This window comes from Tardiphaga sp. 619_E2_N8_4, from assembly GCF_051810905.1.
GTDB classification, from domain to species: domain Bacteria; phylum Pseudomonadota; class Alphaproteobacteria; order Rhizobiales; family Xanthobacteraceae; genus Tardiphaga; species Tardiphaga robiniae.
The window spans coordinates 3,347,341-3,373,973 of record NZ_JBPWQJ010000001.1 but is presented as its reverse complement, the minus strand read 5'-3'; the positions used below and the strand labels follow the sequence as shown (position 1 = coordinate 3,373,973).

Genomic DNA, 26,633 nt, shown 5'->3' with positions numbered 1-26,633 from the left:
TCTCCTCGCAACGAGCGCCTAGCCTGCGCCTTCGCGCATCGGCGGCTGGAACGACAGGCCGAGATCCCATGGAAAGAATATCCATGTGTCCTGCGACACTTCGGTGATGTACGTATCGACCAGCGGCCGGCCCATGGGCTTGGCATAGACAGTCGCAAAGTGCGCTTTCGGCAGCATGTCGCGGACGATGCGTGCCGTCTTGCCGGTATCGACGAGGTCGTCGATGATCAAGAGGCCCTTGCCGTCGCCGCCGCCGAGTTTCAACGCATCGGCCGAGAGCCCCTTCAGTACCTGCAACTCACCGCGCTTGTTGTGCTCATAGCTGGCGATGCACACCGTATCGATGACACGGACGCCGAGCTCGCGCGCCACGATCGCTGCCGGCACAAGCCCGCCGCGGGTGATGGCGATGATCGCGTGAAATGGACCAGCGCTGTTCAGCCGCCAGGTCAGCGCGCGGCAATCGCGATGGAACTGATCCCAGGACACCGGGAATGCCTTGCCGGCGCGCTCCTCAGCACTCAATTCCGGATGATCGGCCATGTTCGTCTCCTCACATCGGTCGCCCTCAGGCGGCCGGACTTATGTTGATCCACTCGTTAGTTCACTCTTGATTTCACTTGGGCGCGTTGATTGTCGCCAACATCGCCTTGACGGCCTCCATTGCCGCATTGAGTTTATCCTGATCGCGCGAACGCACCACCAGATTGGTGTTCGGCTTGCCCTGTTCGTCCATGAACGGATAGCTGCCGATGATCGTGTCGGGATGCGCCTTCGCGATATCGCGTAGCGGACCGCCGACATCACCTTCACGCGCATTGGCCTTCACCGTATCGGATAGCATCCGCAAACCAGATTTCAGCTTCGGCGACACGATGTCCATCATCGCCTGCATGATCGTCGGCACGCCGGCCATCACGATCACGTTGTCGATCTTGAAGCCGGGCGCCAGGATGGTCGCGCTCTGGATCAGGTCGGCGCCGTCGGGAATACGGGCCATCCGCAGCCGGGCTTCGTTCAGGTCGGCGCCGAAGCGCTCCTGGAAGCGCGCGACCACCTCGGGATGGTGATCGATCTTGACGCCGAACGCCTTGGCGACCGCATCCGCTGTAATGTCATCGTGAGTGGGGCCGATGCCGCCAGTGGTAAAAACGTAGGTGTAACGTTTGCGCAGCGCATCGAGTGCCGCGATGATATCCGGCTCATCATCGGAGACGACACGGACTTCCTTGAGATCGATACCGATATTGGTGAGGTACTCGGCAATGAATCCGATGTTCTTGTCCTTGGTCCGACCTGACAGAATCTCGTCGCCGATCACCAGGATGCCCGCGGTCACAATCTCGGTCATTTGTCGTTCCTCACCATTCCCGGGACCATGCGCAGGCAAAGTCCTGATGTCACGGGGTTTTGCTGCCGAAACGAGCAGCGTCCAGCCGTTTTTTCAGGCAGCTTTACACGCATCTCATACGAATTGCTCTTGTTGAATGCATATCGTGCTGGCCCGCCCCTTGCTACCATCCCTTTCAGTCGTGCAATCTCCGTACGGCCTCGAAACAACAGTCAGGGTACATGGCAGTCGCGTTCGACGAAATGAACGGGCCCCAAGGCGAACTCCGCCCGGCCTATGAAGAACTCTCCCGCTGGCTCAAGGAGACGCCTCCGGACGCTTTGGAACATCGCCGCCAGGAAGCGGAGTTGCTGTTCCGCCGGATCGGCATCACCTTCGCGGTTTACGGCGACTCCGAATCCACCGAACGGCTGATCCCCTTTGACGTCATTCCGCGGATCATTTCCGGCAAGGAATGGACCCTGCTGGAAAAGGGCCTGAAGCAGCGCACCCGCGCCATCAACATGTTCCTCAAGGACATCTATCACGGCCGCGAAATTCTCCGCGCCGGCCTGATCCCCGATGACCTGATCTTCCAGAACCCGGTGTTCCGTCCGGAGATGAACGGTCAGGACGTCCCGCACGACGTCTATGTCCACATCGCCGGCATCGACATCGTCCGCACCAATCCGGACGAGTTCTTCGTCCTCGAAGACAATGCCCGCACGCCCTCCGGCGTCTCCTACATGCTGGAGAACCGCGAGATCATGATGCGGCTTTTCCCCGACCTGTTCGCTCGGCATCGCGTCGCGCCGGTCGAGAAATATCCAGACGAGCTGCTGTCCTGCCTGCGCTCCGTGGCACCACGCAGCGCCTCGACGGAGCCGACCGTCGCACTGATGACACCCGGCGTCTACAACTCGGCCTATTACGAACATTCGTTCCTGGCCGACAAGCTCGGCGTCGAATTGGTCGAGGGCCGCGACCTCATCGTCAAGAATGATGAAGTCTTCATGCGCACCACCGAAGGCCTCAAACGCGTCGACGTGATCTATCGCCGCGTCGATGACGATTTCCTCGATCCTCTCACCTTCCGCCCGGATTCAGCGCTCGGCGTGCCCGGCCTGATGTCGGCCTATATGGCCGGCAACGTCACGCTGGCCAATGCAGTCGGCACCGGCATCGCCGACGACAAGGCGATCTACAGCTATATGCCGGAAGTGGTGAAGTTCTATCTCGGCGAAGAGCCGATCCTGAAGAATGTGCCGACCTGGCGCTGCCGCGAACCTGGCGATCTTGCTTATGTGCTCGATCACTTAGGCGAACTCGTCGTCAAGGAAGTCCACGGCTCCGGTGGTTACGGCATGCTGATCGGGCCTGCCGCCACCAAGGCCACCATCGAAGCGTTCCGCGACAAGCTGAAGCGCGAGCCGGAAGGCTTCATTGCGCAGCCGACGCTGGCGCTGTCGACCTGCCCGACCTGCACCGAGTCAGGCCTCGCGCCGCGGCATGTCGATCTTCGCCCCTTCGTGCTCACCGGCAGCAAGAACGTCTCCATCGTCGCAGGCGGTCTGACCCGCGTCGCGCTGAAGGAAGGCTCACTGGTGGTGAATTCCAGCCAGGGAGGCGGCACCAAGGATACATGGATACTGGACGAATAACTCTCGATATAGGCAACCGGACTTCGACCGACGACCCAATTTTCAAAGAGTAACATCCCCGCATGCTGTCGCGCACCGCCGAGAACCTTTACTGGCTAGCCCGCTATGTCGAACGCGCCGAATATCTCGCGCGCACGATCGAGGCGACACTGCGCGTCACCGCGCTGCCAAATACCTATATCGGCCAGACCAACGAATGGGATTCGGCGCTACTGACCGCAGGCGTCAGCGCAGCCTTCTACGAGATCTACGAGGAAGCCAACGAGACCAATGTCGTCGAATATCTCTCGTTCTCGACGGCCAATCCCTCCTCTATCCGCAATTGCATCGAAGCCGCACGCCTGAACTCGCGCTCGGTCCGCACCGCACTAACCGGCGAGATGTGGGACACGATCAACAGCGCCTGGCTGGAACTGCAATCCGCCTGGAGCGGCGGTGCCAAGACACGCGAGCAACTGGCGAACTTCCTCCGCTTCGTGCAGGAAACATCGCTGCGCTTCGACGGCTCGGCCTACCGCACCATGCTGCGCAACGACGCCTACTGGTTCTCGCGGCTCGGCCTGCATCTGGAACGCGCCGACAACACCGCGCGCATTCTCGATGTGAAATATCATCTGCTGCTGCCCGAAGACGAACATGTCGGTGGCCCGCTCGACTACTATCAATGGACCTCGATCCTGCGTTCGGTCTCCGCACTGACGGCCTATCACTGGGTCTATCGCGAGACGCTGAAGCCCTGGCTGATCGCGGATCTGCTGATCCTCAATGACACGCTGCCGCGCTCGCTGGCGAGCTGCTACGGCAATCTGGTCCGCAATCTCGACCAGATCGGCGTATCCTATGGCCGTCAGGGCGCCGCGCAGCGCCACGCCCGCGGCGTCCGAAACCGCCTCGAACACAGCAACATGCAGGATATTTTCCAGCACGGGTTGCATGAATTCATCCAGGAATTCATTGCAGATAACAGCCGTCTGGGCGACATCATTGCCAAACAATACCTGATTTGAGCTAGCGTCCCGGCTCATCTGCAGATTCGGACACGTTGCCATGCGCCTGCGTATCGCCCATTCGACCACCTATCGCTACGAGCCGCCGGCTTCGGGCGTGATCCAGATTCTGCGGATGACCCCCGGCAGCCATGACGGCCAGTATGTCGCCGAATGGCAGATCGACGTCTCCACCGATTCCCGCCTCGATCTCCATGAAGACGCATTCGGCAACGTCACCCATGTGCTGACCCATGGGCCCATCGCCGACCTCACCGTGACCGTCGAAGGCCTGATCGACACCCAGGACACCGGAGGCGTGCTGAAGGGCACCGATGAGCGGTTTCCGCCGAGCTTCTTCCTGCGCCAGACCGACCTGACCGACGCCAGCGCAGCGATGCAGACCTTTGCCAAGGATCTGTCACCAAGCGCGGAGACCGACGTACTTGGCTTCCTGCACGCGTTGATGATGGCCATCAACGAGCACATGACCTTCGACGTCGATCCAACCAGCACCGGCACTTCGGCCAGCGAGGCCTTCATCGGCAAGCGTGGCGTCTGCCAGGATTACGCGCATATCTTCATCGCCTGTGCCCGCTCGGCCGGCGTCCCTGCCCGCTTCGTCTCCGGCCATTTCTGGCGTGCCGATGGCGAGACCAACCAGCAGGCCGGCCATGCCTGGGCCGAGGCCTATGTGCCTGATCTCGGCTGGGTCGGCTTCGACCCTGCGAATGCCATCTGCACCACCGACGCCCATGCCCGTGTTGCCATCGGCCTGGATTACCTCGGCGCAGCCCCCGTCCGCGGCACCCGCTATGGCGGCGGCACGGAAACCCTGACGGTCGCCGTCAAGGTCGATCAGGCCAATGGCCGCGGCCAGTCACAATCGCAGAGCCAGTCCTGAACAACCTCAAACTGGCTTTCCGAGGTTGCCCGGTCGATACCCACCGCGTAAGACGCTTCCCTGACCAAGGGACCGACGATGACCTATTGCTGCGGAATTCTCGTCAAGGACGGCCTGGTGATGATCGCGGACACGCGCACCAATGCCGGGCTCGACAACATCTCGACCTTCCGCAAGCTGCACATCTTCAACCAGCCCGGCGACCGCATCATGGCGGTGGCCTCCGCGGGCAATCTCGCCATCAGCCAGTCGGTGCTCTCCACCCTGAGCGAGGGCCTCGAGAACCCGACCACCGGCGAGCTGGAGACCCTGCTGAACGCGCCCACGATGTTTCAGGCTGCGCAGCGCATCGGCCGCGCCATCCGGCACGTCAACGCCACCGAGGGCAAGGCGCTGGAGGCCGAGGATATCAATTTCGACGTCTCATTCCTGTTCGGCGGCCAGATCAAGGGCGCCAAGATGCGGCTGTTCATGATCTACCCGGCCGGCAATTTCATCGAATGCACGGTGGACACACCCTATCTGCAGATCGGAGAGCACAAATACGGCAAGCCGGTACTCGACCGCGCGATGCATTACGACGTAGAACTCTATGAGGCACTCAAGACCGGCCTGATCTCGATGGACTCGACCATGCGCTCCAATATCGGCGTCGGTCTCCCGATCGATGTGCTGGTGGTGCGTACCGATGTCTGCGACGCCGACCTCAATCACCGTATCGAAGCCGGCGAGCCCTATTTCCATGACCTGCGCTCGCGCTGGTCGGCAGCACTGCGCGCGGCCCATCAAAACATTCCGCGCCCGCCCTACAAGAAAGACAATTGAGCGCGGCCGCGATGACCGCAGTTCCGATGAAATGGCGCATCATGACGGAGGCAGACCTGCCATCCGTCCTCGCCATCGCCGATGCCGTTCATCCGGATTTCCCCGAAGATGAGGTCGTGTTCGCGAACCGCCTGGCGCTCGATCCAAACGGTTGCGCCGTGCTCGAGGCCCAGGACGGGATCAAGGGTTATCTCGTCAGCCATCCCTGGCAATTCAGGGAGCCGCCGTCGCTGAACAGCCTGCTGACAATGCCCGCCGCCCCGTCGACCTTCTACATTCACGATCTCGCATTGCTGCCCGAAACCCGCAGATCTGGCGCGGCGACTGTGGCCGTCGATATGATGGCGGCACGCGCCAGGCTGATGCAACTGCCCAACATGACGCTTGTTGCCGTCAACAATTCAGTTCATTTTTGGCAGCGGCACGATTTCACCATCATGCGCGATTCCGAATTGGATCAGAAACTGCAAAGCTACGGCGACAACGCACGTTTCATGGTCCGGGACCTCACTCAAAAAGACCTCTCGTAAAAAGAAAACAGGGACGAAACAGATGACCAACAAAATCGCACTTGTGACCGGAGCTGGCACCGGCGTCGGCCGTGCCGCATCGCTTGCGCTGATGAATGCCGGTTTCACCGTCGTGCTCGCCGGTCGCCGGCTCGAACTGCTGCAAGAGACCCAGAAGCTCGGCGCGGCCAATGGCAGCAAGAGCCTCCCCGTGAGCGCGGACATGGCCGACCCGGCCTCCATCGCCGCGCTGTTCGCCAGGGTAATGCAGGAATTCGGCCGGCTCGACGTGCTGTTCAACAATGCCGGCATGGGCGCGCCCGCGATCCCGTTCGAAGACCTCGGCCTCGAACAGTGGCAGGCCGTGGTGAACACCAATCTCACCGCGCCGTTCCTGTGCACGCAGCACGCCTTCCGCATCATGAAGGATCAGACGCCCCGCGGCGGCCGCATCATCAATAACGGCTCGATCTCGGCGCATGCGCCGCGCCCGTTCTCCGCCGCCTATACCTCGACCAAACACGCCATCACCGGCTTGACCAAGGCCAGCAATCTCGACGGCCGCGCCTATGACATCGCCGTCGGCCAGGTCGATATCGGCAACGCCGCCACACCCATGACCGACCGCATGGTCAACGGCCCCGGCGTGCTGCAGCCCGACGGCACCTCGAAGCAAGAGCCACGCATGGACGCCAAAGCCGTCGGCGACGCCGTCGCCTATATGGCCGGCCTGCCGCTCGACGCCAATGTGCTGACCATGACGGTCATGGCGACGAAGATGCCGTTCGTCGGACGCGGCTAAAACGCAATCCGCCTCAGCGGCATTGCGATTGCATGACATGGGAAGCCGCGGCATCATCGCTGCGGTTTCGGGGGATTTATGCTTCAGCTACAATCGGCGTTCGGCGTCATCGCGCTTTTGGGGATCGCCTGGGCGCTCGGTGAAAACCGCAGCAAGGTGTCGCTGAGACAGGCCGCGATCGGTCTCGCATTGACGATCGTCGCTGCCGTGATCCTGCTGAAGCTTCCCGTCGTGACACGCGCCTTCAGCAGCATCAACGATGCTGTCAGCACCATCGCCGCAGCGTCGCGCGCCGGCACCTCCTTCGTGTTCGGTTATCTCGGCGGCGGCGCACTACCGTTCGATCTCAAGAATCCCGGCGCGGATTTCGTGCTCGCACTGCAGGCACTCCCCGTGGTGCTGGTCATCAGCGTGCTGACCAGCCTGCTCTTCTACTGGCGTATCCTGCCGCCAATCGTGCGCGGCATGGCGTGGCTGCTCGAACGCACGCTCGGCATCGGCGGCGCGGTCGGGCTGTCAACGGCCGCGAACATCTTTCTGGGCATGGTCGAGGCCCCGTTGTTTATTCGCCCTTACCTCGCGCAGCTCACGCGCAGCGAACTGTTTCTGGTGATGACGGGCGGCATGGCGGGGATCGCCGGTACCGTGCTGGTGCTCTACGCCACTTTCATGGCGCCACTGATCCCCGATGCGTCGGCGCATTTCGTGATTGCTTCCGTGCTCTCGGCGCCAGCTGCGATCCTTGTCAGCCTGATCATGGTGCCCGAGACGGAGGATCGTCGCACAGGTGGATTGCTCGCCAATCCGGACGCATCGGCCACGAGCACGATAGATGCGATCGTCAAGGGCACGAGTGCAGGCATCGAACTGCTCGTCAACATCATCGCCCTGCTGCTGGTCTTCGTGGCGCTGATGTATCTCATGAACGCGATCCTCATGATGATGCCGACCGTGGGAGGCAACACGCTGTCCGTGCAGCGCCTACTGGGTTACGTGATGGCACCGGTGTGCTGGCTGATGGGCCTGCCGTGGGACCAGGCGCTGACCGCGGGCTCGCTGATGGGCGTCAAGACGATCCTCAACGAGTTGATCGCTTATGTTCAATTGGCGAAGCTCGGTCCCGATGCGCTGGATGCGCGCTCGCGCCTCATCATGCTTTATGCGCTGTGCGGATTTGCAAATTTTGCCAGCCTCGGAATTATGATCGGAGGCCTGGGCACCATGGCGCCGGAACGTCGTAACGAAATCAACGCGCTCGGTGTGAAGTCGATCGTCTCGGGGACGCTGACGACCTGCCTGATGGGCGCGATCGTCGGCATGCTCACCTGAGACACGCCGCCAGCGCCGGTCAGCCGATCGTCCGCTGCAGCAGATCGAGCCAGTTGCGCGCGCCGAGCTTGCCGAGCAGCGTCTCGGAATAGCCCTTGTCGCGCAAGGCCACGAACAGCGCCTGCAGACCCGCGGCGGAGTCGATGGCCTCGGGCACCACCGCGCCGTCGAAATCCGATCCCAGCCCGACGTGATCCTCGCCCAACTTCTCCAGCAGATAGTCGATCTGCTGCACCATCAGCTCGATGCCGGTGTCGGGCCGCATGCTGCCGTCGGGGCGCAGGAAGCAGGTCGCGAAATTCAGGCCGACCATGCCGCCGGTGTCGCGGATCGCGGCGAGCTGCTTGTCGGTGAGATTGCGCGGCGACGGGCACAGCGCATGGGCATTGGAATGGGTCGCCACCAGCGGCGCCTTCGACAGCCGCGCCACATCCCAAAAACCCTTCTCGGTGATGTGCGACAGGTCGACCAAAATCTTCAGGTCATTGCAGGCGCCGATCAACCGCTCGCCGGCCGCGGTGAGACCGTCGCCGAGATCGGGCCCGGACGGGAAGTGAAACGGCACGCCATGGCCGAAGATGTTGGTCCGGCTCCACACCGGCCCGATCGACCGCAACCCCGCCGCATAGAGAACGTCGAGGAATCTGAGCTCGGCGTCGATGGCCTCCGCGCCTTCCAGATGGACCACCACGGCCAGCGCCTTGCGCTCAATGGCGGACCGGATTTCGGCGGTGGTGGCGCAGATCGCCACCGCGCCTGCGGAAGCGCGTTCGAGCTGCAGCAGGATGGCCAGTTCGGCGACGACGGAATTGCGCGCCTCGTCCATCGTCAGCGGCTCGGGGAGCGGCACGGCGTAGCGTCCGCCCGTCATCTGAGCCATGAATCCCGATGACGCCTGAGCTGCCGGCGAATACAGCGCGAACAGCCCGCCGACGAATGCGCCGGCCTTCGCCTTCGGCAGGTCGATGTGACCGGCGGCTTCCCCGGTCAGGAAGTCGGATACCGGATCGTGCGATTGCGATTTGTACAGCCGCAGCAGCACATCGTTGTGACCGTCGAAAACCGGAACGGATGCAGTCATGAGATACTCGTTGAGGGCCAGGGCAGCGACGGGCTCAGCATAGCTGATTCAACGCCACTGCGACGCGCGAACAAGGCACGCGTCGCATTTCCGCACGCGAACTACCGGACTTCCACCGTCTTGAACTCCGCCGGAAGGATCACTTCCAGCAGTTCGCAATTGTCGGAGTAATCACGGATCAGATGCCTGATGCGTGGCGGCTGGGTCCAGCATGACCCCTGACGCATGGTCATCTCGCCCTCGCCTTCCATATAGGCCTTCACCCAGCCGTTCAGCACATAGACCAGCTGAAACTCGGCATCGTGATAGTGAAGCTTGGAGACCTCTTTCGGATCGCAAGGTCCGATCAGCCGGATGACATGCGCATGCGCCAAACCGCCGGTCGCAGCGGCAACGCCGAGATCGCGATACTTTGCGTAGGCACGCAGGCCGTCGCCGAGAAATGCTTCTTCCTGATAGTGACTGATCGCGACGCGCTGCTTGCGGCGCTGGCCGGGTTTCGCGACAGCTTTTGCACTCGCCTTGGCTGGCTTGCCAACAGAGAGCTTCTTTGCTGCTTTCGCTACCGCCTGTGTCGCAGGCTTCTTCGTCGCAGCCGCTTTCGCTGCGCTCTTTGACGTTCGCTTCAGCTTCGCCATGTCGTGTTTCCCACCCGGCGCAATGCCGAACAAACGGCCAGCGCGTCCGGGAACCTAGCTGTAGTTCAGCACAGCGGCAATTCATCCGGCGCGTTGAGAGGCGCGGACTAGTGCAACCGGAAGACGCCATCCACGGCACGAAGCTCGGCCGGCTTGATCAGTTTCGAATGCGCGACGGTTACCGCAAAGAGCGGGCCATCGAGCTTCTCTTGCCAGAAATCCAGGAAATCCTTCAGCGCGGGAAACTTCGGAAACAAATCATAGTTCTGCCAGACATAGGTCTGCAGCAGCGAGGGGTGATCGGGCATGCGGTAGAGGATCTGCGCCGTCGTCAGTCCGTAGCCAAGCACCTGCTTCCTGAAATCGTCAGAAACTGCATTTCTCGAGACCATGTTCAACCTCCATGGACAGAGCGCATTCGGCTAAGTGGATTCCGGTTTGACGTCGAACTTCGCTCTGCTCTCCTGTGACCGTGCTGACTGCAGCGAACCGGCTTCCACTTCGCCCATGACAACACGATGCATGAAATGTGACGCAAGCAACGTCTTCATCACAAGCTTAAAAGTTTAATAATGTATTGAAAGCCGAGTGTTAGCAGCCACTTACCGTGGATGCTAACGGATTCGAGAGCCGGTATCGGAGGGTCTTAACCAATTCTGGCACCCGTCATATTTGAGTGCCAAAATATTTGATACAGACCCTTGCCGGTGAGGAACGTTCGGCCTATGTCCGGACCAGCTGCGCTGGCACTTGTTGGCTCAGACTGCCAATTTAAATTTCTCAAGCATCTACAGAAACTTAGGAGGACTGCATGAAATTCCGTCCGCTTCACGATCGCGTTGTGGTCAAGCGTATCGACGCCGAAGAGAAGTCCGCTGGCGGCATCATCATTCCGGATAGCGCCAAAGAGAAGCCCTCCCAGGGCGAGATCGTCTCCGTCGGCCCGGGCGGCCGCGACGAAGCCGGCAAGCTGATCCCGATCGATCTGAAGGTCGGCGAGCGCGTGCTGTTCGGCAAGTGGTCGGGCACCGAGGTCAAGATCGATGGTCAGGACCTGCTGATCATGAAGGAAAGCGACATCATGGGCGTCCTCGAAGGTGCCGCTCCCGCCAAGAAGAAGGCCGCTTAAGCGCCTTTTCCCCATCCATCCTGATTTTCAAGGAAGCAAAACATGTCAGCTAAAGAAGTGAAATTCGGCGTTGATGCCCGCGACAAGATGCTGCGCGGCGTCGACATTCTCGCCAACGCCGTGAAGGTGACGCTCGGTCCGAAGGGCCGCAACGTCGTCATCGACAAGTCATTCGGCGCGCCCCGCATCACCAAGGACGGCGTCACCGTCGCCAAGGAAATCGAGCTCGACGACAAGTTCGAGAACATGGGCGCCCAGATGGTGCGCGAAGTGGCCTCGAAGTCGGCCGACGCGGCCGGCGACGGCACCACCACCGCCACCGTGCTCGCTCAGGCGATCGTCCGTGAAGGCGCCAAGTCGGTTGCTGCCGGCATGAACCCGATGGATCTGAAGCGCGGCATCGACCTGGCTGTGGAAGCCGTGGTTGCTGACCTCGTCAAGAACTCCAAGAAGGTCACCTCGAACGACGAAATCGCTCAGGTCGGCACCATCTCCGCCAACGGCGACGCAGAAATCGGCAAGTTCCTCGCCGACGCGATGAAGAAGGTCGGCAACGAGGGCGTCATCACGGTTGAAGAAGCCAAGTCGCTCGAAACCGAACTCGACGTCGTCGAAGGCATGCAGTTCGACCGCGGCTACATCTCGCCCTACTTCGTCACCAACGCCGACAAGATGCGCGTTGAATTCGACGACGCCTACATCCTGATCAACGAGAAGAAGCTCTCCTCGCTGAACGAGATGCTGCCGCTGCTCGAAGCCGTCGTGCAGACCGGCAAGCCGCTCGTCATCGTCGCGGAAGACGTCGAAGGCGAAGCTCTCGCCACCCTCGTCGTCAACCGCCTGCGTGGCGGCCTCAAGGTCGCTGCCGTCAAGGCTCCGGGCTTCGGCGATCGCCGCAAGGCCATGCTGCAGGACATCGCGATCCTGACCGGCGGCCAGGCGATCTCGGAAGATCTCGGCATCAAGCTCGAGAACGTCACGCTCGCCATGCTTGGCCGCGCCAAGAAGGTGATGATCGACAAGGAAAACTCCACCATCGTCAACGGCGCCGGCAAGAAGGCCGACATCGAAGCACGCGTGGCGCAGATCAAGGCACAGATCGAAGAAACCACTTCGGACTACGACCGTGAGAAGCTGCAGGAGCGTCTCGCCAAGCTGGCTGGCGGCGTTGCCGTCATCCGCGTCGGCGGCGCGACCGAAGTCGAAGTGAAGGAGCGCAAGGACCGCGTTGATGACGCGATGCATGCGACCCGCGCTGCGGTTGAAGAAGGCATCGTCCCCGGCGGCGGCGTCGCTCTGCTCCGCGCTTCGGAACAGCTGAAGAAGATCAAGACCGCGAACGACGACCAGAAGACCGGCGTCGAGATCGTCCGCAAGGCCCTGTCGGCTCCGGCTCGCCAGATCGCCATCAACGCAGGCGAAGACGGTTCGGTCATCGTCGGCAAGGTCCTCGAGACCGCGACCTACAGCTACGGCTTCGACTCGCAGACCGGCACCTACGGCGACATGCTCAAGAAGGGCATCATCGATCCGACCAAGGTTGTCCGTGCAGCGATCCAGAACGCAGCTTCGGTTGCCGGCCTGCTGATCACCACGGAAGCCATGGTTGCCGAACTGCCCAAGAAGGGCGGCGCAGGCGGTGGCGGCATGCCTCCGGGCGGCGGCATGGGCGGCATGGACTTCTAAGTCCAACGCTTCAAGCAACTATCAGAATGCAGAACCCCGGCAGCGATGCCGGGGTTTTTGTTTGCGGGATAGGATAGAGAAAACAACTGGGCTCGCCGCCCATTTCAGATCGCAAGAAGATTCCTCAATGCGGGCGCTATGTCGATCCAATCGTCAAGCCAACATACACGCACTCCCAAGTGCAGCAAGGACACCTCCTGTATCTCGCGGACCTTGGGATCCACAGGGGACTTAGCCACCCAAATATGCCGAGGGGAGATCTCGTTTGCGCTGCTAACTACAGAGAATGTCTTGATGGAGTTTGCGTGTGTCCACCCTAGCCATTTTCTAATGTTGGGATCGGCAAGTGAGTGGCCGACTATCAGCAAGCGTGAGCTTTGCGCATGAAATAGAAAGAGCGACTGAGCCCATGTTGAGATACTTCCAGCAAGATCCAAGTATTCCTGCTCTCTAAATATCAATTGATCTCTAGAATCTCGCCGACGGCTGCTCTTTGACTTCCGCGAAGCGGGAGCGATCGCTCCATGGCAATGGAAGATCGGGGTCGCCAATCTACCTTTGGCTTCCCCTCCTCGAAATGACTTCACAAACGACGCTGGCGGGTTCTCTATCTTCCCTGTTCGAGCGCGATATTCCCTGATCAGAAACAAATCCAACAGGGCATAAAGCAACGTGTCAGCGTTGAAGTTGATGATCGACTCCGGCCCCTTCCCACTACCATTTGCTCGAGCCAGCTCTCTGGTAAGCTGAATCAAGGTGCAATCGGCATATTCAGCTTCAAAAAACGAGCACAGATCATGAAGCGGGCCATTTTTCAGCCATCGCGGATCATTTAACGCCTCGACTAGTGCTGCTTCGACCTTGGCTTTCTTCGCTATTTTCAGCAGGTCCGAGTAAAGCGCTTGCTCCAGTAAATTCTCGAAGTCCTCTAAAGACTTCCCATTCAATAACAAGCGACTCGCCGCGCCTTGTAACAAGGCATCCAGACCCCATCGCGTTTCCTGGATGACACTGCGAAATGACGCCATGTCGTACCACGTGCTGAATGCCTCATTCACGATTCGGCGAGATAACTCTTCCCATGTGGGGACTAGCCCCGTCGAAATACCGGCCCCAACGCAGAGACACCAAGAGCTAGATGCTAAGACCCCGCGATAACGATGATCAGTACCTTTAAACGGGCTGTTTTTTGGGGTTACCTTGATCGGGGAAAGAGACATTCTTGCTCTCTGGCGCGCGGTTAATTCCGGAGACGTACATTACACGCTCTGATCGATGGAAACGAGGTGCGAGTACCACAACGTTCATACGCCCTACTGCTCGTAATTCAGCAGCCCCTTGTCGCGCGTGATGAGCGTCGCAACGAGGTTGGGGGCGCGGCGACGATGCGGGCGGCGACTTGCCGGGCGGGAGTGACGACGCCCTCAGCAATCCCGATGATATGCCGGCAAGCTGCATCTACGGAAACGCAGGCAAAGATAGTTCGGTAATTGCGCACAAGGTGCTCGAAACACCACCTACGCGCACAGCTTGGACTCGCAGGCCGGCACCTACAGCGACATGTTCAAGAAGGAGTAACGGTCGCCGAACTGCCGAAGAAGAACGCTGCATGCCCCGTAATTCCTCCGGGTGATGGCGCGGGCGACATGTACTTCTAAGGTCCAGCCCCTCAGCTAGTTACGAAACGAAAGAGCCCCGGCAAGCTACGCCGGGGTGTTTGTCTGCGCGGTCGTTAACTAAGAGCGACGTGTCAACGCACAGCGCCCGTGCAAAATGCCGCCTAATCAGCTTCCCGCGGCCGGCACCACATCACTCATCGAATTCGCCAGGATCGCCATCAGAAGCCCGGGAAACCGCGCTTCGATATCGGCGGCCCGCACGGCGTTCTGATGCTCGACGCCCTTTTTCCTTGTCTGGATCAGGCCGGCCTCGCGCAGCACGCGAAAATGGTTCGACAAAGTGGACTTGGCAATGGTCGGGCATGGCGACGCCGCCGTGCAGGACAGGCAGCCGCTCTCCTGCAGCAAGCCCCGGACGATCTGCAGCCGAATGGGATCAGCCAGCGCCGAGAGCACGCCGGCCAGCGTGATGTCCTTGGTCGCGGGGTGAACGAATTGAACCATAAAAAAGATATAGGCGCCCCCTTGCGCTGGTTCAATAGTCCCATACTTCCGAACTATTGAAGCATCCGAGAGGGATCACGACCATGACCAAGACATTCGAAGGCAAAGTTGCGCTGGTGACCGGCGGCTCAAAGGGCATCGGCGCCGAAATCGCCATCCAGCTCGCCGCCGGAGGCGCTGCTGTCGCCGTCAATTACGCATCCAGCAAGAAGGGCGCCGACGAGGTTGTCGCGAAGATCACAGCCAAGGGCGGCAAGGCGATCGCGGTGCACGGCAATCTCGCCGAGCCGGACGGCGCCAAATCCGTGGTGGCCGAGACCGTCAAGGCGTTCGGACCGATCGACGTTCTCGTCAACAATGCGGGCGTCTATGAATTCGCCCCTCTCGACAGCATTACGCCGGAGCACTTCCACAAACATTTCGATCTGAACGTGCTCGGGCTGCTGCTCGTCTCGCAGGAAGCGGCCAGACACTTCAACGCCAATGGCGGCAGCATCGTCAACATCTCATCGGGCGTCTCGACCATCACCCCGCCGGGCTCGGCAGTCTACACCGCGACCAAGGCGTCTGTCGACGCGATCACGTCGGTACTGGCAAAGGAGCTTGCGCCGCGCAAGATCCGCGTCAACGCCGTCAATCCTGGCATGATCGCGACCGAGGGCGTGGTATCAGCCGGATTCCATGAAGGCGACATGCGCAAGTGGATCGAATCTGCCACGCCGATGGGCCGCATCGGCAAGGTCGAGGAAATCGCTTCCGTCGTCGCATTCCTCGCTTCCGACGCTGCATCTTACGTGACGGGCGAAACACTGCACGCTACCGGCGGCTTCAGGTAACCCACGCGCTCTGCTCAACAGTCTATCCGACATAGCCAAGGGCGGTGCAATCAGCACCGCCCTTGCTTGTTATCGCGAGGCCAGATCTCGCCTTGCCTCAATCATCATCACCGCCGGCCGGCGGCATCTGCGGCATAGACGGTGTCTGCATGCGATCCGCCGCTGATGGCTTCATGCGTTCGCGTGACGGAGCTTGCCCACGCATCATCTGAGCCTGATCGTGCTCGATCTGCGGAAAGAACACATCATAGCAAGCGCGGCTCAATCGCGGTCCTGCGCTGCGCAAGCAATTTTCGACCCGCCCCTCATCCGGCATTGCCGATGTACAGAGGCGAAACGCATCGGGCGTGCAGGCTTCGCGCTGCGCCTCCGTGCCGCTGCCCAAAGCCACGACGCTGGAACCCGCGATCAACGCCATGGCGGTCGTCAGGCTTGTCAGAGTGTTTGCCATCAGTCCTGTCCTTACGAAGTTATGACAGGTGAAATTCTCAGTGGCGCGCCCGGTTCCTTCCTGGCCGCTCACATGCTGCTGAAAATGCAGGCTTAAGCGAGCGTAATGACAGAACCGACAAAGCGATTCAGTTGACCGCCTGCGTGCTTTCGTCGATCTCGTCGGTCCACACCTTGAAACTCACCAGCGTGTTCGGCCCAAAAGTTTGCGTGATCGGCACATCCGCGGCATCGCGGCCCTGCGCGATCAACACGCGTCCGATGCGCGGGATATTGTTGCGGGCATCAAACGTATACCAGCGGCCGCCGATATAGGCTTCGAACCAGCCGGCGAAATCGCCGTCGGCCCATGGCTTCGGCATGCCGATGTCACCGAGATAGCCGGTGCAGTAGCGCGCTGGAATATTCATGCAGCGGCAGAAGGTGATGGCCAGATGTGCATAGTCGCGGCAAACGCCCTTCCCCTCGTTGTAAGCGTCCCAGGCGGTCTTGGTCGCGCGTGCGTGCTCGTAACCGAACTGGATATGGTTATGCACGAAATCGCAGATTGCCTGCACGCGCGCCCAGCCAGGCACAGTCTTCTCGAACAACTGCCAGGCGACGTCCGACAGCCGATCCGTCTCGCAGTAACGGCTACCGAGCAGATAGACGATCGTCTCGGCCGGCAGATCCTCCACTGCGTGCTGCACAGCGGACCGCACGATGATATCCGGCTTGCCGCTATCGTTGACGATACCGTCGGCTTTGAACGTGATGCGGCCCGTCGGCGCAACAATGCGGCTGCACCAGTTGCCAAAGCCATCGCGATACGGCGTGATCGGAACTGAGGGATTTATCGTGAGATAGTCCGGCACCACCACGTCGGAGGCACGCGTGAAGTGCATGCCCATCACGATCATGACGGGCGTCGGCTGCGGGAAATCATAGATCATCTCGTAGCCAACACGGATCTTCATGCAAAACACCTCATCCCGGCAAATCGTTGATTTCAAAAGCGAGACATCGCAAGCGTTGCACATTGCGCGACGATCTTGCGAGAAAAACCAGCGCAAGCGTCGGCGAGAATGTCATCGATGTCAGATACATCCTCGAAATGGCGACAAAACGTCCAATAACAAGACAATCATAGCGAAATTCGACGAAACACCGGATCGCTTAAAGAAATCGATGGCTAATGTCTGTGAATAGGCGCACGCTGAACGGATGCCGGATCTCAGCAGCGACATGCGCGCGTGACCACGAGATCGCGCCGTGAGACCGTTACTTTCAAGCATCCTTTCCAGTTGAAGGGCCTTGGTCGTTTGATCCCGGCGGGGTCGTATGACGTCATCACCGATGAGGAGATGATCGAGGGACTGTCCTTCGCCAGCTATCGGCGCACGGCGACCATGATGATCGTGCCCGGTGCACCACCCCATACAAGTTCCATGGAGATGATCTCCATTGGGTCGCTTGAGCTGGCGGATGTGCAGCGCATCGATGCGAGCGCACCATGACCGACACTCCCGTCGAGCTGGATAGCCGCCGCGGCATGGCGGCACAGAAAGCCACCGATATCCGGCGCAGTCTCGCCGAAGTCGAATCCAATGCCGCAGCACTGCGTGAGCGGCAGCTGGCACTCGAAGAGCAGTTACTGACCACGCCGGCCACCACATGGCCTGAGGCTGCAGCGAAGGCGCGCTACGTCCTCAATCTCTACGGCGCATCGCTCAGCGCACAGGATACCCAGCACCGCGATCTGATCGCCATCGTTCTGGACGATTTTACGCGGCTTGCCGCCAACGACTGATCCCATCATTACGCAGGTCGCAGCGATCCCGCAGCAGCCAGCGCTCAACCGAAAGCATCCTCATGCAGAACCTCTTGCACCGTCACGTTCAAGTTGCAGAATCTCTCCGCCTCGGCGTCGAGTCCGGCTGGTACAGCACCAAGATCAGCGGAACCTTTGTTACGGGCCCACATCCCACCGAGGCCGAATGCTTGCGCAAGATCGCTGAACTCAACCCTGTCGTGCCGAAGCGCAAGGCCTAACGCGGGAAGACGACGATGGCGCTTACACACGGTGTTTTCCAAAGCTTCGAATATAATCGTATGGTCGTCCTGTTCTCGATGATGAATGACGCGACCGAAGTCACCTGCGCGATCAGCACCAGTGCGATGGACGAGCTCGAAAAGGCGAAACGCACCAAGCCCGAACAACGCGAGGAACAATTCGTCCGGCTGCGTGATCGCATCGAGGCCTGCGCAGCGCGCAAATTCGCGAACGCCGAATTTGAGGGCAAGCCGCCCGGTATCGTGCTGCGCAGCATCGATTTCCGGTAGCCTCTCCCACCATTGAACCCTTCCTCCTCGCGGTGTGACCAACGCTTGTCACACGCGAGAGGTCGAGCCATGCGCCACTTTCCAAGCCTGAACCGTTGCGCCATCCGCGTCCTGTTCGCTGCCATGCTGGCGAGCGCAGCGATGCCGATCGCGCAAGCTGCCGCCGACGATGCACAGCAATGTACCGATGCCTCCGGCGTCCTGGCGATCGCGGCCTGCGACCGCGCCATCGCGTCGGGCAATTACAGCGGCCGCCAGCTTGCTGAGCTGCATTTCAACCGCGCCTTCGAATATCACGAGCGGCACGAGAGCGGCCCTGCCATGGCCGCTTTCGATGAAGCCATCCGCCTGAACCCGGACTATGCCCGCGCCTATTTCATGCGCGGCAATCTCTGGCTCGCCCGCGGCGACAACGACCGCGCCATCAGCGACTTCAGCGTGGCGCTCGGTCTCGATCCCAACAATACCGATGCCTATGTCAATCGCGGTGTCGCCTGGTACGCCAAGGATGACAACGACCGCGCTATTGCCGACTACGACATGGCGATCCGTCTCAATCCGCAGGAAGGTGGCGCCTATAGCAATCGCGGCGGCGCCTGGCTGGTGAAGGGCGATCATGCGCGCGCCATCGCCGATTTCGGCGAAGCAATCCGGATCAATCCGAACGACCCCTGCCCGGTGTTCAACCGCGGCTTCGCCTTCAGCCTGAAGGGGGACAACGATCGTGCTATCGCCGACTACAACGAGGCGATCCGCATCGCACCGACCTATGTGGCGGCGCTGACCAATCGTGGCAGCGTGTGGTCCGACAAGGGCGACAACGACCGCGCCATGGCCGATTTCAATGCGGCGCTGCGCATCAATCCGAAATACGCCAAGGCGCTCTATCTGCGCGGCATGACACGGCTTGAAATGGGCGACATTACGGGCGGCGCAGCAGATGTCGCCAGCGCACGGAAGATCGATCCGAAGGTCGGCTCATAGTCACTGAACACGCATCGCCTTCACGGGCGGCACGTCAGTCATATCGATCAGTCGAGTTTGGCAACCACGATGAGGCGCTTCACTTCGCCGTTGCGATAGGCCTGCAGGAACTTGTTGTAATCCCGGAACGAGACGCAGCCGTTGGAATCGCCATTGGGGCCGAGCATATAGGTATGCGCGAGCAGACCCGTGCGGCCATGGATCGCGCCCTCGCCGCCCACCGGCGTCAGGCGCAGCGCGGCCACGCCATGGAACAGAGCCTCGCGCGGCTTCAGATCATAGATGTGCGGCGGCGTCACGCCGCGCATCTTCTCATGGGCATAAGCGGGATTGTCGAGACGGCTGCCGAGGCCGGAATGCGCTTCCAGCTTGGTGCCGTCGGGCATGTAAACTTTACGCGCTGAGATGTCGTAGACTGCGGTGGTGCGATCGCTCAGGGTGGGCTCGTTGCTGGCCGCCGCATCGGTGCCGTTGCTCAGCACGCCGCCGTCGGAGCCGGCATAAGCGAGCACGGGGCCGGACTGCGGAGCGTTGCCGCCGAACAGTTTTTCAAAGACATTGAAATTGCCGGACTTGGGCTGTGCGGCCAGCGCCAGCCGTGCCTTCTGGACCAGCGAGTCGTGGCCATAGGCGCCGCCCCTGGCGGCGCTGGCCTGTGCGACCGGCTGCGACGGCGCTTGTGTTGCCTGCTGCGGCGCGGACGGCGTACGGGCATCGGAGGGCCGTGCGGCCGGCATCGGAATGCTGTCGACGAGCTGGCGCACCGTCGGCGCCGGCTGCATCAGTGCGACCTCCTGCGGCTTCGCAGCCGGTGCAGGGATCACAGCTTCAGAAGCCGGGTTGCGCTTGACGAAGCGCTCGGGCGCGGCGCCCATCGAATAGGTCGGGTCGAACCAGGCGACCTGACGCTTGGGCTCGGTCTGTGCGGCAGCGAGCGGCGCATTAACGGCCGGCTCAAAACGCTCGGAGAAGGATGTGCGGTGTTCGGTGCGTGAGAAGCGACTGTCGAAGCGCTCGGCGAAAGACGACTGGCCGACGCCTGCATCATTACCGAGATTGGCGGAGACCATCGCAGGCTGCACGCCGTTCTGGAAAAGCTTGCCGGCGAGCGTCCATCCACCGGTCAATGCGACGGCGGCAAGAGCAGCGCCGGTCACGAACATGCGTGAACTGGATTTCGACACTTGATGCTGGCCTCGGCGTGAGGGTGCAGAATGGTTCAACGCACGTTTACTGCTGCTCATACGCCTGACGTCCAACACACGTTTACTAAGCTCCCTGCCCGTTGTGCCTGACGAGACACACAGGTCTCGAAAAGCACCGCGCAGGGATGCGAAACGCCATTAAGGCGAGTTTTAGTTAAATGCGGATTAATTGGAGGTCCCCCACCGATACCTACCTAAAGGCCTGCCAATCATGGCCTTTTTGAGTAACCGACAGGACGAATTCGGGGAACCTGCGAGAGCTTTGTGGGCTCTCGCAGGCCGGTCTCAGGCGCGCTGGGGTTTTGGGTCACGCCCGGCCCGAACTATTGGCGCGCTGTGATTAGGCCATTGGCCTAGTGCGAGGCTGGTGCGCGGGGAACCACATTTCCTTTTGCGGTATTTAGGTAATCACAACGATCAATTTGTACCGGCTAAGGCGTCAAATGATCACGACCTCAGTAGTTCAGCTTCGGATACCAGTCGGTCCCCCGCCCCTCCGGCGTGACATCCAGAACCGTCCAGAGCGGCATCAGATCCGGCGCCCCACGCGGGTCCTGGCCGGGATCGGCCGTAGACCCATCCATCTCGCCGCTCCAGAAATGGCGAATCTTGCCGCTGCGGCGGGTGAAGACGTTGAAGGCAGCGTCGTCGCCACCGTCCTTGGTCAGCCCGTGATAGTCACGGCTGAACGCGCCGGAGGTGTCCGAGAACAGCGGCAGGTAATGCCAGCCACGCTGCTTCTTGAAAGCGACCAGCCGCTCGATCGGCGAGCGCGCCACAACGGCCAGCGCCACGCGCTGCGTAATGTCAGGCACCTCGCCGTCCCAGGCCGACAGCAACGATGTACACATCGGGCACGGCTTCTCGCGCTGCGGCCCGTACATGTAGGAATAGACGACGAGCGTCTGCTTGTCGCCGAACAGGCCCGCGAAATTCACGGGGCCCCTCTCGCCGATGAAGTCGTAGTCCTTGGTCACCTCGCCGCCATCTGGCAGCGCACGACGCAGCTCCGCGACGCGTTCGATCTGACGCCGCAGTTCGATCTCCTCGACAAGCAACGCATTACGCGCATCGCGGTATTCACGGCTCTCATTGGGATAGCGAAAACTGGCCTTCTTCGCGAGTTCGGGCGCAGGCGTCAGGCTGGAACCGGTCATGACATGATCCTCCCTTGGTGAATTTCAACGTGTTCCGTCTGAAAGACGTTCCGGGAGCGGCCAATCCGACATGACGATCCACAAATTCATCATGCGCAGCTTCGTGAACGGCCAGAACACGCATGAGGGTCATTGACGCGCTGTGCACGGATGCCCATGAGTGGGCGATGCGCCTGTTTCATTTCAGCGAAGAGAACAACATCGAAGTTTTCATGCCGCGGCAGGTGGAGGTTGCGACGCCTCGCACTCAGGGACAGGAGTGGCTCAACGGTCCCCTGATCTGGGCGATCGATGACTGGCATGCGCCGATGTATCTGTTCCCGCGCGACTGCCCGCGTATTTTTGTCTGGCCGACAGCGAGCACGACGCCGGAATACCTCACGGCCTACAAGAAGATGACCACCTGCCGCATGGTTGCGCATATCGAACTCAGCTGGCTGGACCGACTCTCCCACACCACCATCTATCGCTACGAGCTTTCGCCGGACGGGTTTGAATCGCTGGACGATGCGGGTATGTGGATTTCGCGCACGCCGTCCATGCCGCTGAACATGGAGCGGATCGACAACATCGAAAAGGCACTGGAAGCCGCCGGCGTCGAATTGCGCGTCCTGCCGTCCCTGAAGACGCTGGCGCCCTTGTGGGAGACATCGCTGCATGTCAGCGGCATTCGCCTCCGCAGTGCATAGGACGGACCGATCGCGCTGCCCTAAACCGACAAAGCATGCCTGGACGTTCAGGAGCCGTAGGATCGTAGCATCCTCGCGACATTCATCGCTCGTTGTCACGATGTGCGACGAGTATCGCTTTGACGTGATGCGCCTACGTTCTACCCATCCTGTAATGACCCACGAGCTCAGGCCGCGGTGTCGGCCTTTGCACGGCGATGACTGACCACGACGCGGTTGCGGCCCTCTCGCTTGGCCTCGTAAAGCGCGGCGTCGGCGGCCGCGAGCAGATCATCGCCCTCGGCGACGTGCACCGGCATCACCGCCAGACCGATCGACAGTGTGACGCCATCGAGCGTGGCCGATGGCAGCGTCACCTGCATGCGATGCACGGCATCGAGCACCTGCTGCGCCCGCTGCGCCGCAACCTCGACCGTGACGCCCGGCATCAACATCAGGAACTCCTCCCCGCCGAACCGGCCGATGATATCCGAGGCGCGCGTCGTCTCGCGCAATATCCTGCCGAGGCCGCGCAGCACGGCATCACCGGCCTCATGGCCGTGGCTGTCATTGATACCCTTGAAGTGATCGATGTCGAGCATCGCCAGCGCGAGCGGCTTGCCGTCCTGCTGGCTGCGCGTGGTCTCGCGCACCAGGGCATCTTCGAGGTAGCGGCGGTTGTGAAGATCCGTCAGCGGATCGCGCACCGCCTGCTGACGCAGCAGCTCGCGGAGTTCGAGATTGGCCATCGCCAGCGACACCTGTTCGGCCAGCATCGTCGCCAATTGATCCGCCCCCTCACCGAACACAGAAGTATGCTCGCGATACAGCAGACCAAGCAGGTTGTTCTGCGCGATCAGCGGCTGACAAACGAACCCCGTACCGGTGACACCGCAGGGACCGGCATGATTGCAGACCAGTCCCTGACTCGCCTCGGAAATCGGGAATGTCGTGCCACGACGCAGCGCCCAGCAGTCATCGACCGGAAACGACACCGCATCGGCCTGTAGTGCCCCCCAATGGGCGCCGCGCTGAACTGCGTTGCGGGCGTTATTCAGATAGTACAGAGCGCCCGCCTCTTCCGTAAACAGGTAACCTGCATAGGTCTGAACCGCCGCGAAAATCTCTTCGCGCGACTGACACGACTGCAGCACGCCCGAGAGTTCAGTGAGCAGCACGATTTCCTTGGCGCGAATTTCCGCCAGTTGCAGCGAGGTGGTCAGCCGTTCGTTGGCCTCCTCCATAGCGTGCGCATGCGCGCGCCGCTCCGCCTCGACAGCGAGCGCGTCGGTCTTGTCCTGGATCACCCAGAGGATATCGCCGGTCGCCAGCGGCTTGCCATAGGCATCGACCAGCAGCGTGGAACCGTCGCTGCGGCGCAGATGCAATTCGACTTCCGTCGCCATGGCGCTGTCACGAATGCGATTCAACGCGGCATCGAACGCCTCCCCGTCCACCTTCGTCGCAACCAGTTCGTCGATCGTGTTGCCGGGAAGCGTATCGGCGGAGCTGCGGCCGCAGAGTTCGGCAATCCGCCGATTGCCGCGCAGGATGCGATGGCCGGACGTAAACAGGATGCCTGCCAGCGGATTGTCGACCAGCGCGCGCTGCTCGGCATCGAGCGTGCTGAGATTGCCGGACAACCGGCGCGACCTCATCGTGATCACGGCGAGCAGCATCATCAGGAGGCTGATGGCGCTGCCGCTAGCGAGAACGACGTTCGGCACTGTATGGCTGACCTCGTAGATCGAGCCGGGATTGGCGGTGAACAGGACGCGCCAGACGCGCTCGCCGACAACCAGCGAACGATCCGCCGAGATTCCCGCCGACATCACCATCTGCGTGACGAGACCGAGATTGGGCTCAAGACTGTCATACATGAGGGTCGGAGTGACGGTCGTATCTTCCGGCTCGCCAATCATGACGCCTTCCTGCGTCGGCTTGGCATAACCGCGATCAACCACCTGGATATGCATCTGCTGCAGCGTCCGCGGGTCGAGGATGCCGCGCATCAGGTCATTGGTGCGATAGACCGATGCAACGAAACCGTGGAGCGCTGCGTTTCGCTGCGAGACGGTCTGCGTGGGCTCGCCGGCCCGGTAGATCGGCGCACGGATAATGAAACCGAGGCCACCCGAGGTGTCCTGCACCAGTTTGACCGGCGGCGTCGCGACAATCCGGCCGGTCTCCGCGGAACGCCGCAGCGAGTCCAGTTGCGCAGGATTGGCACCGGCATCGAAGCCCAGCGCATTTTCGTTGCCACGCATCGGCTCGACGAATTCGACCACGTTGTAGATTGATCGCGGCCCCGGCGGACGCACGGCGAAATCCGGCTGTCCGGAATGCTCGATGCTCTTGTCGGCACGAACTTCCGCAACGAAGGCATCGAGATGATCCGGCGTCACATGACGCAGCGACTGCAAGGCCTGGAAGCCGGGATAGCGGCGGCCGAGATCGAGCACATCGATGTAGCGACGGAACTGGGCGCGATCGACGCGGCCGATCGAGGCGTACAACCCCTGCATGCTGACCAGTACTTCGGCGTGGGTGCGCAGCCGTTCGCTGATCGCATTGGAAATATCAACCGCGTCGACCGCGAAGCGACGCTGCATATCGGCCGCAATCAGACGCTCCGAGAATTCGCGAATGGCGAATGTCGCGGCGAGGCCGGCTCCGAGAATGGCTGCTGCAACGAAAGTCGTCCGCCGCGCCTGCGGCGCCAGCAAGTCACGCAATGCCATGTCGAGTTCCCTGAACTGACCCGGCCCCCGGCTTCGGATCACAGTACCTAGGTCGGGTGATACCGGCATCGGGATTTAGATTCTGTTGCGCTGCCCACCAGCGAACCACCTCAGGACCTGACACTTGACGACATCCTTAATCGCGGATAATAATTATCCACGATAGAGGTGAAATAAGCCATGAAGATGAGCGACGGGGTTGAGCAGGCGATCCACAGCGTGGCGATGCTCGCAGGCCTGCAATCGAACGGCGTGTTGTCCGCCGGCGCCCTCGCCGAATTCCATGGCGTGTCCACCAGCTATCTCCTGAAACACCTGCAGGCGCTTTCGGGCGCCGGCTTGCTCATCGCACAGCCTGGCCCGACCGGCGGCTATCGCCTTGCCCGGACGCCAGACCAGATCACCTTGCTCGATGTCGTCCTTGCCGTTGAGGGCGATGCGCCCGCCTTCCGCTGCAGCGAAATCCGCCAGCGCGGGCCCAATCCCCTGCCCGGCAAACCCACGGCGCCCTGCGGCATCAATGCCGCGATGTTGCGTGCCGAGCGCGTCTATCGCGATGAGCTAGCCAAGGTGAGCATTGCCGATGTGCTCGGCGATCTCCGCGCCAAGGACACCGACGGCGCCATCGCCGCCCGCGGCTGCGCCTTTCTGGAACTCAACGAACGACGCCGTAACGCCAACTGAAACCTGAAACCTGAAACCGCACACCAAGGAGAAAGACCATGCAAGCCCGCCTCAACATCGCCAAGGCCGCCCCCGACGCCTACAAGGCCGTCGCCGCGCTCGATCAATATGTCGTCAAGGAGAGCGGCCTCGAGCCGGCGATCATCCATCTCATCAAGCTCCGCGCGTCGATCATCAATGGCTGCGCCTTCTGCGTCGATATGCATGTGAAGGAATCCCGCCACGACGGCCTCAGCGAGCAGTGGATCAACATGATGCCGGTCTGGCACGAATCCACGGTCTATACGCCGCGCGAGCGTGCCCTCCTCGCCTGGGTCGATGCCGTCACGCTGATCGCGCAGACGCGCGCGCCCGATGCCGATTATGAAGCGCTGCGCGCGCATTTCTCGGAAGAGGAATGCCTCAAGATCACGGTGGCGATCGGTGCCATCAATGTCTGGAACCGTCTGGCCGTCGGCTTCCGCGTTCCGCATCCGATCGAGAAGCCGAAGGCTGCTGCCTGAACACAGGCTTCAGCAGATAATCGACAAGCAAAAGGCCGGGTTGAAACATCAACCCGGCCTTTCTTGGTTTCAGCTTGGCC

Annotated in this window: 30 protein-coding genes; 18 read left to right on the top strand and 12 right to left on the bottom strand. The window is 61.1% G+C overall.

Annotation, left to right across the window (positions count from 1 at the left end; genetic code table 11):
* Positions 1-18: 18 nt before the first annotated feature.
* Together gpt and AB8A23_RS16005 are read right to left on the bottom strand one after the other, a co-directional pair.
* Positions 19-543 carry a xanthine phosphoribosyltransferase gene (gene gpt / locus AB8A23_RS16010; protein ID WP_068736116.1) on the bottom strand — a complete coding sequence of 175 codons (525 nt, stop codon included), beginning with the start codon at positions 541-543 and terminating at the stop codon, positions 19-21.
* A gap of 73 nt (positions 544-616) precedes the next feature.
* Entirely contained in the window at positions 617-1,351 is a 735-nt protein-coding gene (locus AB8A23_RS16005; protein WP_309948719.1) for a competence/damage-inducible protein A, read from the bottom strand.
* A gap of 221 nt (positions 1,352-1,572) precedes the next feature.
* Between AB8A23_RS16005 and AB8A23_RS16000 the strand changes: the two genes are divergently transcribed.
* The 7 genes from AB8A23_RS16000 to AB8A23_RS15970 all read left to right on the top strand — a co-directional run bounded on the left by AB8A23_RS16000 (position 1,573) and on the right by AB8A23_RS15970 (position 8,346).
* A complete protein-coding gene (locus AB8A23_RS16000) occupies positions 1,573-2,991 on the top strand; it encodes a circularly permuted type 2 ATP-grasp protein (protein WP_175365791.1) in 1,419 nt (472 codons plus the stop codon).
* Positions 2,992-3,053: 62 nt separating this feature from the next.
* Positions 3,054-3,998: an alpha-E domain-containing protein gene (locus AB8A23_RS15995; RefSeq protein ID WP_068736110.1), complete on the top strand. Its 945-nt coding sequence runs from the start codon at positions 3,054-3,056 to the stop codon at positions 3,996-3,998.
* A 40-nt stretch (positions 3,999-4,038) separates the two neighbouring features.
* A complete protein-coding gene (locus tag AB8A23_RS15990) occupies positions 4,039-4,881 on the top strand; it encodes a transglutaminase family protein (RefSeq protein WP_120292654.1) in 843 nt (280 codons plus the stop codon).
* Positions 4,882-4,959: 78 nt separating this feature from the next.
* A complete protein-coding gene (locus tag AB8A23_RS15985) occupies positions 4,960-5,706 on the top strand; it encodes a proteasome-type protease (RefSeq protein ID WP_093756417.1) in 747 nt (248 codons plus the stop codon).
* Positions 5,703-6,236 (top strand): GNAT family N-acetyltransferase, encoded by a 534-nt coding sequence (locus AB8A23_RS15980; RefSeq protein WP_439059015.1) that lies wholly within the window; start codon positions 5,703-5,705, stop codon positions 6,234-6,236. Before AB8A23_RS15985 ends, AB8A23_RS15980 begins: the two co-directional genes overlap by 4 nt.
* 22 nt (positions 6,237-6,258) lie before the next feature.
* Positions 6,259-7,017 (top strand): SDR family oxidoreductase, encoded by a 759-nt coding sequence (locus AB8A23_RS15975; RefSeq protein WP_439059017.1) that lies wholly within the window; start codon positions 6,259-6,261, stop codon positions 7,015-7,017.
* A 78-nt stretch (positions 7,018-7,095) separates the two neighbouring features.
* Positions 7,096-8,346, top strand: coding sequence for a NupC/NupG family nucleoside CNT transporter (locus AB8A23_RS15970; protein WP_184518253.1), 1,251 nt, complete (start codon positions 7,096-7,098; stop codon positions 8,344-8,346).
* 19 nt (positions 8,347-8,365) lie between these two features.
* Here the strand turns inward: AB8A23_RS15970 and AB8A23_RS15965 are convergent, their stop codons facing one another.
* The 3 genes from AB8A23_RS15965 to AB8A23_RS15955 all read right to left on the bottom strand — a co-directional run bounded on the left by AB8A23_RS15965 (position 8,366) and on the right by AB8A23_RS15955 (position 10,457).
* Positions 8,366-9,427, bottom strand: a complete 1,062-nt coding sequence (locus AB8A23_RS15965) for a dipeptidase (RefSeq protein WP_439059019.1) — start codon at positions 9,425-9,427, stop codon at positions 8,366-8,368.
* A 101-nt stretch (positions 9,428-9,528) separates the two neighbouring features.
* Positions 9,529-10,065 (bottom strand): cupin domain-containing protein, encoded by a 537-nt coding sequence (locus tag AB8A23_RS15960; RefSeq protein WP_439059020.1) that lies wholly within the window; start codon positions 10,063-10,065, stop codon positions 9,529-9,531.
* Positions 10,066-10,172: 107 nt separating this feature from the next.
* Positions 10,173-10,457: an usg protein gene (locus AB8A23_RS15955; RefSeq protein ID WP_089265658.1), complete on the bottom strand. Its 285-nt coding sequence runs from the start codon at positions 10,455-10,457 to the stop codon at positions 10,173-10,175.
* A gap of 419 nt (positions 10,458-10,876) precedes the next feature.
* Between AB8A23_RS15955 and AB8A23_RS15950 the strand changes: the two genes are divergently transcribed.
* A complete protein-coding gene (locus AB8A23_RS15950) occupies positions 10,877-11,194 on the top strand; it encodes a co-chaperone GroES (RefSeq protein ID WP_089264960.1) in 318 nt (105 codons plus the stop codon).
* Between the two features lie 42 nt (positions 11,195-11,236).
* Positions 11,237-12,880 carry a chaperonin GroEL gene (gene groL, locus AB8A23_RS15945; RefSeq protein ID WP_089264961.1) on the top strand — a complete coding sequence of 548 codons (1,644 nt, stop codon included), beginning with the start codon at positions 11,237-11,239 and terminating at the stop codon, positions 12,878-12,880.
* Between the two features lie 104 nt (positions 12,881-12,984).
* Here groL and AB8A23_RS15940 read toward each other — a convergent pair whose 3' ends face one another.
* Both AB8A23_RS15940 and AB8A23_RS15935 read right to left on the bottom strand, forming a co-directional pair.
* Entirely contained in the window at positions 12,985-13,908 is a 924-nt protein-coding gene (locus AB8A23_RS15940; protein ID WP_439059023.1) for an SIR2 family protein, read from the bottom strand.
* 756 nt (positions 13,909-14,664) lie between these two features.
* Positions 14,665-15,003, bottom strand: a complete 339-nt coding sequence (locus tag AB8A23_RS15935; protein WP_439059025.1) for an ArsR/SmtB family transcription factor — start codon at positions 15,001-15,003, stop codon at positions 14,665-14,667.
* 83 nt (positions 15,004-15,086) lie between these two features.
* Between AB8A23_RS15935 and AB8A23_RS15930 the strand changes: the two genes are divergently transcribed.
* A complete protein-coding gene (locus tag AB8A23_RS15930) occupies positions 15,087-15,839 on the top strand; it encodes an SDR family NAD(P)-dependent oxidoreductase (protein WP_184518261.1) in 753 nt (250 codons plus the stop codon).
* A 97-nt stretch (positions 15,840-15,936) separates the two neighbouring features.
* Here AB8A23_RS15930 and AB8A23_RS15925 read toward each other — a convergent pair whose 3' ends face one another.
* Together AB8A23_RS15925 and AB8A23_RS15920 are read right to left on the bottom strand one after the other, a co-directional pair.
* Positions 15,937-16,290: a hypothetical protein gene (locus AB8A23_RS15925; RefSeq protein WP_439059027.1), complete on the bottom strand. Its 354-nt coding sequence runs from the start codon at positions 16,288-16,290 to the stop codon at positions 15,937-15,939.
* A 127-nt stretch (positions 16,291-16,417) separates the two neighbouring features.
* Positions 16,418-17,245 (bottom strand): transglutaminase domain-containing protein, encoded by an 828-nt coding sequence (locus tag AB8A23_RS15920; protein WP_439059028.1) that lies wholly within the window; start codon positions 17,243-17,245, stop codon positions 16,418-16,420.
* 276 nt (positions 17,246-17,521) lie between these two features.
* Here AB8A23_RS15920 and AB8A23_RS15915 point away from each other — a divergent pair, with 276 nt between their 5' ends.
* The 5 genes from AB8A23_RS15915 to AB8A23_RS15895 all read left to right on the top strand — a co-directional run bounded on the left by AB8A23_RS15915 (position 17,522) and on the right by AB8A23_RS15895 (position 19,595).
* On the top strand, positions 17,522-17,785 hold the full coding sequence (locus tag AB8A23_RS15915) for a hypothetical protein (RefSeq protein ID WP_068736091.1): 264 nt from the start codon (positions 17,522-17,524) through the stop codon (positions 17,783-17,785).
* Positions 17,782-18,078: a hypothetical protein gene (locus AB8A23_RS15910; protein ID WP_068736086.1), complete on the top strand. Its 297-nt coding sequence runs from the start codon at positions 17,782-17,784 to the stop codon at positions 18,076-18,078. The genes AB8A23_RS15915 and AB8A23_RS15910 overlap by 4 nt, the downstream gene beginning before the upstream one ends.
* Before the next feature lie 62 nt (positions 18,079-18,140).
* Positions 18,141-18,320 carry a hypothetical protein gene (locus AB8A23_RS15905; protein ID WP_068736084.1) on the top strand — a complete coding sequence of 60 codons (180 nt, stop codon included), beginning with the start codon at positions 18,141-18,143 and terminating at the stop codon, positions 18,318-18,320.
* A 15-nt stretch (positions 18,321-18,335) separates the two neighbouring features.
* Complete coding sequence (locus tag AB8A23_RS15900; RefSeq protein WP_089264967.1) at positions 18,336-18,611, top strand: DUF1488 domain-containing protein; 276 nt, start codon at positions 18,336-18,338, stop codon at positions 18,609-18,611.
* Positions 18,612-18,680: 69 nt separating this feature from the next.
* Entirely contained in the window at positions 18,681-19,595 is a 915-nt protein-coding gene (locus tag AB8A23_RS15895) for a tetratricopeptide repeat protein (RefSeq protein WP_439059030.1), read from the top strand.
* Positions 19,596-19,642: 47 nt separating this feature from the next.
* Here the strand turns inward: AB8A23_RS15895 and AB8A23_RS15890 are convergent, their stop codons facing one another.
* Both AB8A23_RS15890 and AB8A23_RS15885 read right to left on the bottom strand, forming a co-directional pair.
* Positions 19,643-20,779 (bottom strand): tlde1 domain-containing protein, encoded by a 1,137-nt coding sequence (locus tag AB8A23_RS15890; protein ID WP_439059032.1) that lies wholly within the window; start codon positions 20,777-20,779, stop codon positions 19,643-19,645.
* 476 nt (positions 20,780-21,255) lie between these two features.
* Positions 21,256-21,957 carry a DUF899 family protein gene (locus tag AB8A23_RS15885; RefSeq protein ID WP_439059034.1) on the bottom strand — a complete coding sequence of 234 codons (702 nt, stop codon included), beginning with the start codon at positions 21,955-21,957 and terminating at the stop codon, positions 21,256-21,258.
* Between the two features lie 167 nt (positions 21,958-22,124).
* On the opposite strand from AB8A23_RS15885, the gene AB8A23_RS15880 reads away from it, so the two are divergent.
* Entirely contained in the window at positions 22,125-22,646 is a 522-nt protein-coding gene (locus tag AB8A23_RS15880; RefSeq protein ID WP_439060513.1) for a DUF6886 family protein, read from the top strand.
* 167 nt (positions 22,647-22,813) lie between these two features.
* Here AB8A23_RS15880 and AB8A23_RS15875 read toward each other — a convergent pair whose 3' ends face one another.
* The gene (locus AB8A23_RS15875; RefSeq protein WP_439059036.1) at positions 22,814-25,366 is read right to left on the bottom strand and encodes a sensor domain-containing diguanylate cyclase; all 2,553 of its coding nucleotides are present in this window, start codon (positions 25,364-25,366) and stop codon (positions 22,814-22,816) included.
* A 180-nt stretch (positions 25,367-25,546) separates the two neighbouring features.
* On the opposite strand from AB8A23_RS15875, the gene AB8A23_RS15870 reads away from it, so the two are divergent.
* Both AB8A23_RS15870 and AB8A23_RS15865 read left to right on the top strand, forming a co-directional pair.
* The gene (locus AB8A23_RS15870) at positions 25,547-26,050 is read left to right on the top strand and encodes an RrF2 family transcriptional regulator (protein ID WP_089264972.1); all 504 of its coding nucleotides are present in this window, start codon (positions 25,547-25,549) and stop codon (positions 26,048-26,050) included.
* Between the two features lie 38 nt (positions 26,051-26,088).
* Complete coding sequence (locus tag AB8A23_RS15865; protein WP_439059038.1) at positions 26,089-26,553, top strand: carboxymuconolactone decarboxylase family protein; 465 nt, start codon at positions 26,089-26,091, stop codon at positions 26,551-26,553.
* Positions 26,554-26,633: the final 80 nt, after the last annotated feature.

Excerpts from the sequence above, each read along its gene's own strand:
- gpt (WP_068736116.1), bottom strand. The coding sequence starts at position 543 with ATGGCCGATCATCCGGAATTGAGTGCTGAGGAGCGCGCCGGCAAGGCA.
- AB8A23_RS16005 (WP_309948719.1), bottom strand. The coding sequence starts at position 1,351 with ATGACCGAGATTGTGACCGCGGGCATCCTGGTGATCGGCGACGAGATT.
- AB8A23_RS16000 (WP_175365791.1), top strand. The coding sequence starts at position 1,573 with ATGGCAGTCGCGTTCGACGAAATGAACGGGCCCCAAGGCGAACTCCGC.
- AB8A23_RS15995 (WP_068736110.1), top strand. The coding sequence starts at position 3,054 with ATGCTGTCGCGCACCGCCGAGAACCTTTACTGGCTAGCCCGCTATGTC.
- AB8A23_RS15990 (WP_120292654.1), top strand. The coding sequence starts at position 4,039 with ATGCGCCTGCGTATCGCCCATTCGACCACCTATCGCTACGAGCCGCCG.
- AB8A23_RS15985 (WP_093756417.1), top strand. The coding sequence starts at position 4,960 with ATGACCTATTGCTGCGGAATTCTCGTCAAGGACGGCCTGGTGATGATC.
- AB8A23_RS15975 (WP_439059017.1), top strand. The coding sequence starts at position 6,259 with ATGACCAACAAAATCGCACTTGTGACCGGAGCTGGCACCGGCGTCGGC.
- AB8A23_RS15970 (WP_184518253.1), top strand. The coding sequence starts at position 7,096 with ATGCTTCAGCTACAATCGGCGTTCGGCGTCATCGCGCTTTTGGGGATC.
- AB8A23_RS15965 (WP_439059019.1), bottom strand. The coding sequence starts at position 9,427 with ATGACTGCATCCGTTCCGGTTTTCGACGGTCACAACGATGTGCTGCTG.
- AB8A23_RS15960 (WP_439059020.1), bottom strand. The coding sequence starts at position 10,065 with ATGGCGAAGCTGAAGCGAACGTCAAAGAGCGCAGCGAAAGCGGCTGCG.
- AB8A23_RS15955 (WP_089265658.1), bottom strand. The coding sequence starts at position 10,457 with ATGGTCTCGAGAAATGCAGTTTCTGACGATTTCAGGAAGCAGGTGCTT.
- AB8A23_RS15950 (WP_089264960.1), top strand. The coding sequence starts at position 10,877 with ATGAAATTCCGTCCGCTTCACGATCGCGTTGTGGTCAAGCGTATCGAC.
- groL (WP_089264961.1), top strand. The coding sequence starts at position 11,237 with ATGTCAGCTAAAGAAGTGAAATTCGGCGTTGATGCCCGCGACAAGATG.
- AB8A23_RS15940 (WP_439059023.1), bottom strand. The coding sequence starts at position 13,908 with ATGGCGTCATTTCGCAGTGTCATCCAGGAAACGCGATGGGGTCTGGAT.
- AB8A23_RS15935 (WP_439059025.1), bottom strand. The coding sequence starts at position 15,003 with ATGGTTCAATTCGTTCACCCCGCGACCAAGGACATCACGCTGGCCGGC.
- AB8A23_RS15930 (WP_184518261.1), top strand. The coding sequence starts at position 15,087 with ATGACCAAGACATTCGAAGGCAAAGTTGCGCTGGTGACCGGCGGCTCA.
- AB8A23_RS15925 (WP_439059027.1), bottom strand. The coding sequence starts at position 16,290 with ATGGCAAACACTCTGACAAGCCTGACGACCGCCATGGCGTTGATCGCG.
- AB8A23_RS15920 (WP_439059028.1), bottom strand. The coding sequence starts at position 17,245 with ATGAAGATCCGTGTTGGCTACGAGATGATCTATGATTTCCCGCAGCCG.
- AB8A23_RS15910 (WP_068736086.1), top strand. The coding sequence starts at position 17,782 with ATGACCGACACTCCCGTCGAGCTGGATAGCCGCCGCGGCATGGCGGCA.
- AB8A23_RS15905 (WP_068736084.1), top strand. The coding sequence starts at position 18,141 with ATGCAGAACCTCTTGCACCGTCACGTTCAAGTTGCAGAATCTCTCCGC.
- AB8A23_RS15900 (WP_089264967.1), top strand. The coding sequence starts at position 18,336 with ATGGCGCTTACACACGGTGTTTTCCAAAGCTTCGAATATAATCGTATG.
- AB8A23_RS15895 (WP_439059030.1), top strand. The coding sequence starts at position 18,681 with ATGCGCCACTTTCCAAGCCTGAACCGTTGCGCCATCCGCGTCCTGTTC.
- AB8A23_RS15885 (WP_439059034.1), bottom strand. The coding sequence starts at position 21,957 with ATGACCGGTTCCAGCCTGACGCCTGCGCCCGAACTCGCGAAGAAGGCC.
- AB8A23_RS15880 (WP_439060513.1), top strand. The coding sequence starts at position 22,125 with ATGCGCCTGTTTCATTTCAGCGAAGAGAACAACATCGAAGTTTTCATG.
- AB8A23_RS15875 (WP_439059036.1), bottom strand. The coding sequence starts at position 25,366 with ATGGCATTGCGTGACTTGCTGGCGCCGCAGGCGCGGCGGACGACTTTC.
- AB8A23_RS15870 (WP_089264972.1), top strand. The coding sequence starts at position 25,547 with ATGAAGATGAGCGACGGGGTTGAGCAGGCGATCCACAGCGTGGCGATG.
- AB8A23_RS15865 (WP_439059038.1), top strand. The coding sequence starts at position 26,089 with ATGCAAGCCCGCCTCAACATCGCCAAGGCCGCCCCCGACGCCTACAAG.